Origin of the sequence: Cryptosporangium minutisporangium (assembly GCF_039536245.1) — a bacterium.
GTDB lineage: Bacteria > Actinomycetota > Actinomycetes > Mycobacteriales > Cryptosporangiaceae > Cryptosporangium > Cryptosporangium minutisporangium.
The window spans coordinates 23,893-29,892 of sequence record NZ_BAAAYN010000089.1; the positions used below are offsets into that span (position 1 = coordinate 23,893).

At 72.3% G+C, this 6,000-nt stretch carries 4 protein-coding genes; 3 read left to right on the plus strand and 1 reads right to left on the minus strand.

The window, feature by feature from the left end:
• Window positions 1-240 precede the first annotated feature (240 nt).
• Window positions 241-468 carry a hypothetical protein gene (locus ABEB28_RS41335; RefSeq protein WP_345733781.1) on the plus strand — a complete coding sequence of 76 codons (228 nt, stop codon included), beginning with the start codon at window positions 241-243 and terminating at the stop codon, window positions 466-468.
• Between the two features lie 326 nt (window positions 469-794).
• Here ABEB28_RS41335 and ABEB28_RS41340 read toward each other — a convergent pair whose 3' ends face one another.
• The gene (locus tag ABEB28_RS41340; protein ID WP_345733782.1) at window positions 795-1,478 is read right to left on the minus strand and encodes an iron-dependent transcriptional repressor DtxR; all 684 of its coding nucleotides are present in this window, start codon (window positions 1,476-1,478) and stop codon (window positions 795-797) included.
• A gap of 409 nt (window positions 1,479-1,887) precedes the next feature.
• Between ABEB28_RS41340 and ABEB28_RS41345 the strand changes: the two genes are divergently transcribed.
• Both ABEB28_RS41345 and ABEB28_RS41350 read left to right on the plus strand, forming a co-directional pair.
• A complete protein-coding gene (locus ABEB28_RS41345; protein ID WP_376980723.1) occupies window positions 1,888-3,084 on the plus strand; it encodes an acetoin utilization protein AcuC in 1,197 nt (398 codons plus the stop codon).
• A gap of 1 nt (window position 3,085) precedes the next feature.
• Window positions 3,086-6,000: bifunctional acetate--CoA ligase family protein/GNAT family N-acetyltransferase (locus ABEB28_RS41350; protein ID WP_345733783.1), on the plus strand; the 2,915-nt coding region annotated here is incomplete at its 3' end.

The following is a 6,000-nucleotide window of genomic DNA, read 5'->3' on the forward strand; positions in this document are numbered from 1 at the left end:
GAGGGGAGTCGTCCAGCGAGCCGCGCCGCCTGCGCGCCTCGATGGAAGCATCTCCTGGCGCGCCTGGGGCGAGGTTGCAGTTCCACTCTTACCGGACGCTCGCTAACGGAACACTGCGCGTGGCGACTGCTGGGCGCGGGTTGGCCGCGGAACTGCCGGTCGCCGGGGAGTCGTCGAACACGTCGCTCGTGGGGCGCATGTGCGTGCCGGTGCGGGGTATTCCGGCGCGGTCGATAGCTCGTGGCACCAGTGGAGGGGGCAGCGTTACTCATGCAGAACAACCCGGTGCAGAACGTCGCCGACAGCGGCCGGTCGGCCCGCGACGACCTCGTTGAGCAGGACCTGGAGATCGACCCGGACAACCACGCGGACGTGGCGGAGGAGTTCGCCGAGGAAGCGGGGATCGATCCGACTCCCCACCAGGTCGAGGAGTACGTCGCGCTCCAGGACCCCCACCCGGCGCCCTGACCGCGCGCCGCCCGGTTTTCGGGAATACAACCTCTGCGGGCACCCCCAGAGGTGTTCTTTCGGGGAATCCCGGCGCGGCCTACACCCGCTACCGCCGCGGACGCGACAGCGCCCGCGGCACGAGCCGCGGGCGCTGCATTGCTGGCGTTCCGACCGGGAGCTCGCCCAGAGCGAGGCGGGCGTCTGAGCGGGCCGGTGACCGGCAGGAGCAAGCCGCCGACGGGATCGGCACCCCGAGCCGGGACGTCGGGAGGCCATGACGTCGAGCGGGCCGTCGTGAACAGGCTCGCGCGGGCGGGTCGGACCCCGCCCGCGGCGGGCGGGCCCTAGGAAGAGCTGACGAAGACCAGGTTCGCCAACGAGCGCGGGATTTTCACGGTCGTGTCGCCGTGGGTCAGCGTCACGTCGCGGTCGGATCGGTCCACGAGCACCGACACCCCCGGCTCCACGCCCGCCGAGTGCAGGTCGTGGATCAGGCTGGTGTCGCCCTGGAGCTGCTCCGAGAGGCGCCGGATGACGACCTCGTCGCCGGTCGGCGCGGTCGCGAGCGTGACCTCACGCGTCGGCTTCAGGTCCGGCTCGTGGATGTCGGCGTCGAGTTCGGCGAGGCCGGGGATCCGGTTGCCGTACGGCGACACCCGCGGCCGGCCGAGCAGCTGGTACACCTTGCGCTCGACCTCGGCGCTCATGACGTGCTCCCAGCGGCAGGCCTCGGCGTGCGCCTGTTCGTACTCCAACCCGATCACGTTGACGAGCAGCAGTTCGGCCAGCCGGTGCTTCCGCATGACCGACACGGCGCGGTGCCGGCCGAGCTCGGTCAGCTCCAGGTGCCGGTCGCCCTGCACGGTGAGGAGCCCGTCGCGCTCCATCCGCGCGACCGTCTGGCTCACCGTCGGCCCGCTCTGGTGCAGTCGCTCGGCAATGCGCGCCCGCAGCGGCGTGATCCCTTCTTCCTCGAGCTCGAGGATGGTGCGCAGGTACATCTCCGTGGTGTCGATCAGGTCACTCACGTCGCCGCCTCGCTTCTTTCACCGCTGCCTCGGTGGTCCGTCCGGGACCACTCGCTCCCGCCGACGCCGTCCGGCCGACCGGAAGTGCCACGATTCTCGCCGGTTGGGCCCCAGCTCGTGACACGGGCTCTCCTGGGGTCAGCATACCCCCCGTCCGTCATTTTCTTGAACCATTCAAGATATAGGTGATCGCCCCCACGACCTGCTCCGATCCGCCCGGAAACGTCACCGTCGCTCGGCCGTGCCCGCACGATCCGTAACGGCACGGACCGGGGTTGAGGCACCGATGGTGACGGGCCCCGCGAACGTCCTGTGGACAGCCGCTCCGCGGGGCGGCTCCGCGTGATGAGATGAGTGGGTGACGACTGAGCGGTCCCGGCCGGCGACGGAGCAGACGCCGGATGTCGAGATCACCGCGGAGACCCAGGCTGCTCCGGTCACCGTGGTTTGGGATCCGGCGGTGGCCGCCTACAACTTCGGCGACCACCCCCTCGACCCGGTCCGGGTGGAGCTGACGATCGCGCTCGCCCGCGAACTCGGCGTCCTCGATCGGCCGAACGTGTCGGTCATCGCCGCGCCCCCGGCCGACCGGCAGACGCTGCGGCTGGTGCACCAGGAGGCGTACCTGCACGCGGTGCAAGCCGCCCCGCACGATCCGTTCTTCCGGGGCTGGGGCCTGAACACCCCGGACAACCCCTTGTTCGAGGGCATGCACGACGCGGCGTCCCTGATCACCGGCATGAGCGTCCGGGCCGCCGAGGCGGTCTGGCGCGGCGAGGCGCTGCACGCGGTCAACGTCGCGGGCGGTCTCCACCACGCGATGCCCGATCGGGCCAGCGGATTCTGCGTGTACAACGACCCGGCGATCGCGATCGCCCGGATGCTGGAGCTGGGCGCCGAGCGGGTGGCCTACATCGACATCGACGTCCACCACGGTGACGGCGTCCAAGCGGTGTTCTGGAACGACCCGCGCGTTCTCACGGTCAGCCTGCACGAGTCGCCGGTCTCGCTGTTCCCCGGCACCGGCTTCCCCACCGAGGTCGGCGGCCCGGACGCGGAGGGCACCGCGGTGAACGTCGCGATCCCGGCGGGCACCGGCGACGCGGCCTGGCTGCGGGCGTTCCACGCGGTGGTGCCGTCGGTGGTCCGGGCGTTCCGGCCGCAGGTGATCGTCAGCCAGTGCGGCTGCGACTCCCACTTCCGCGACCCGCTGGCCAACCTGATGCTCTCCGTCGAGGGGCAGCGCGCCGCACAGCTGGCGATGCGACGACTCGCCCACGAGCTGACCGGCGGCCGCTGGGTGGTGTTCGGTGGTGGCGGGTACGGCCTGGTGGACGTCGTCCCTCGGACCTGGTCGCACCTGCTGGCCACCGCCACCGGCGAGCCGGTGACCACGTCGCACGCGATCCCGAACAACTGGCGGGGCTTCGCCGCGTCGAAGCGGCCGGCCGCGCGTGTCCCCACGGTGATGGGTGACGGGGCGGACATCACATACCTGCCGTGGGATCCGGGTTCGCGCACCGACCCGATCGACCGGGCCATCCTGGCCACTCGCCGAGCGGTGTTCCCGCTGCACGGCCTCGACCCCGACGACCCCCGCGACTGACATGCCCGACGACCACCCGGCCACCTCGCCCTCCGGCTCCGGCGCCCTCTCCGACGATGGCGCCGCTGGGAACGACGCATCCGCGGACGCCACTCCCCGCGACGGCGCGGCCGGGGACGGCACCACGGGCAGCGCCGACTCCGGCGCGACGGACCTCCGCGAAACCGTGGCCGGTGAAGGCGGAGCGGAGCCCACCGCGGAAGATCCGGCCGCGAAGCCCTACCCCGAGCACCGCCAGGCCGACGTCGTCCTCTCCGACGGCGGCACGGTCCATCTCCGTCCGATCCGGCCCGACGATGCGGACGCGATCGTCGCGCTGCACTCCCGGTTCTCCGACCGCACCCGCTACCTGCGGTACTTCTCGCCGTACCCGCGCATCCCCCCGCGGGACCTGAAGCGGTTCACCGAGGTCGACCACGCCGGCCGCGAGGCGCTCGTCGCCGTGCTCGGCTCCGACCTGATCGCCGTGGGCCGGTACGAGCAGCTGTCCGATCCCGACACCGCTGAGGTCGCGTTCGTCGTCGAGGATGCCCACCAGGGCCGCGGTATCGCTTCGGTGATGCTCGAGCACCTCGCCGAAGCCGCGCGGGAAGAGGGCATCACCCGGTTCGTCGCCGAGATCCTGCCGCAGAACGGCGCGATGATCCGGGTGTTCACCGACGCAGGCTACGAGGTTGCCCGCAGTTTCGAGGACGGCGTCGTCCACCTCACGTTCGACACCCAGGAGACGCCGCAGATCCTGGAGGTGCTGCACGACCGCGAGCGCCGCACCGAGGCGCGGTCGATCCGCCGTCTGATGAACCCGTCGGCGGTCGCGGTGGTCGGCGTCGGCCGCGAGCCCGGCGGTATGGGCCGCGCGGTGTTCGAGAACCTCCGCGACGCGCAGTTCACCGGCCCGATCTACCCGGTCAACCCCAACGCCGCCGAGATCGATGGCGTCCTGGCGTACCCGTCCGTGCGGCAGATCCCCGGTCAGGTCGATCTGGCGGTGATCGCGGTACCTGCTGAACAGGTCCGGTCGGTCGTCGAGGACTGTGCGGCCAAGCAGGTCGCCGGCCTGGTCATCCTGTCCAGCGGGTTCGCCGAGATCGGTCCGGAGGGCGCCCGCGCCCAGGCCGAGTTGGTCGAGATGGCGCGGATCAACGGCATGCGTGTGGTCGGCCCCAACTGCTTCGGGCTGGCCAACACCGACCCGGCGGTCTCGCTCAACGCCACGCTCGCACCGCACGTGCCAGGCCGCGGCCGAGTCGGCTTCTTCACCCAGTCCGGCGCACTGGGGATCGCGCTGCTCGCCGAGGTCGACCGCCGTGGCCTCGGCCTCTCGACGTTCGCGTCGGCCGGCAACCGGGCCGACGTCTCCGGCAACGACCTGCTGCAGTACTGGCGGGACGACCCGGAGACCGACGTCGTGATGATGTACCTCGAGACCTTCGGCAACCCGCGCAAGTTCACCCGGGTCGCCCGCGGCCTGGCCCGCCGCAAGCCGGTCGTCGTCCTCAAGAGCCGAGGTGTCACCCCCGGTCTCGCCGGTGGGCCTGGCGAGCGCGGCCTGCAGGCCCTCTACCGGGCGTCCGGCGTCATCCGGGCCGAGGCGCTGGGGGAGATGTTCAACATCGGGCAGCTGCTGGCCTACCAGCCGCTGCCGGCCGGCCGACGGACGGCGGTGATCGGCAACGCGGCCGTGCTCGTGGCGCTCGCCGCCGACGCGTGCGCGGCCAACGGCCTGGAGGTCCCGACCGATCGGCGAATCGACGTCGGTCCGGACGTCACCCCCGACGAGCTGCGGGCGGCCCTGCGCTCCGCGGTCGACGACCCGGAGATCGACGCGGTGCTGGTGGTGTTCGTGCCCGCGCTGGCGGTCCCGGAGTCCGCCTACGCCGACGTCCTTCGTGAGGTGGGAGCCGACGCGCGGGTGCCGGTGATCGCCTCCTTCCTGGCCGCCAACGGCATGCCCGAACGGCTGCGCCGCCTAGTGCCGGTGGGCGCGTCCGACGCCGATGCGGACGCGGTGGAGCGCTCCGCCTCCGGAGAGGACCCGGACCGCACCGTGCTGCTGCCCAGCCAGGACTTCATGGTCGCGCGCGGCTCGGTGCCGTCCTACGCGACGCCGGAGGCGGCCGCCCGCACGCTCGGCAAGGTGGCGACGTACGCGGAGTGGCGGCGTGCTCCGGCCGGTCAGCTGCCGTACCTGCTCAACACCGACGTGGGCCGCGCGCGCACGATCGTCGGCCGGACGATCGACAAGCACCCGGACGGCGTCGACCTCGAGGACGGTGACGCGGAGGAGCTGCTCGCCGCGTACGGCATCAGCGTCTGGCCGAGCCGGCGCGTGGTGGGGGCGGAAGCGGTGGTGGCCGCGGCGTCCGAGCTCGGTTACCCGGTCGCGGTGAAGGCCGCGGACGAGACACTTCGGCACCGCGCGGATCTCGGCACGGTGCGGCTCGACGTCGACTCGCCCCGGGACGCTCGTGCGGCCTACCACGGCATCGCGGCAGCGTCCGGCGACCCGAACCCGACCGTGCTCGTGCAGCGAATGGCACGCGGCGGCGTGGTGTGCGTGGCCGAGGTCGTCCAGGACGCCGCGTTCGGTCCGGTCGTCGGGTTCGGCCTGGGCGGCATCGCCACCGAGCTGATCGGCGACCGGGCCTGGCGCGCGGCGCCGCTCACCGACCGCGACGCCCACGACCTGCTTCGCGAACCGCTGGCGTCGCCGATGCTGTTCGGATACCGGGGTGCGCGCCCGGTCGACGCGGCCGCCTGTGAGGATCTGCTGCTCCGGGTCGGTGCGCTCGCCGACGAACTGCCGGCGCTGCGTGCACTGATGCTCAACCCGGTGCTCGCGTCCCCGGAGGGCATCACCGTGCTGCACGCGACCGTCCGGATCGAGCGCCCCACCCGTCGTCTCGACGAGGGCGC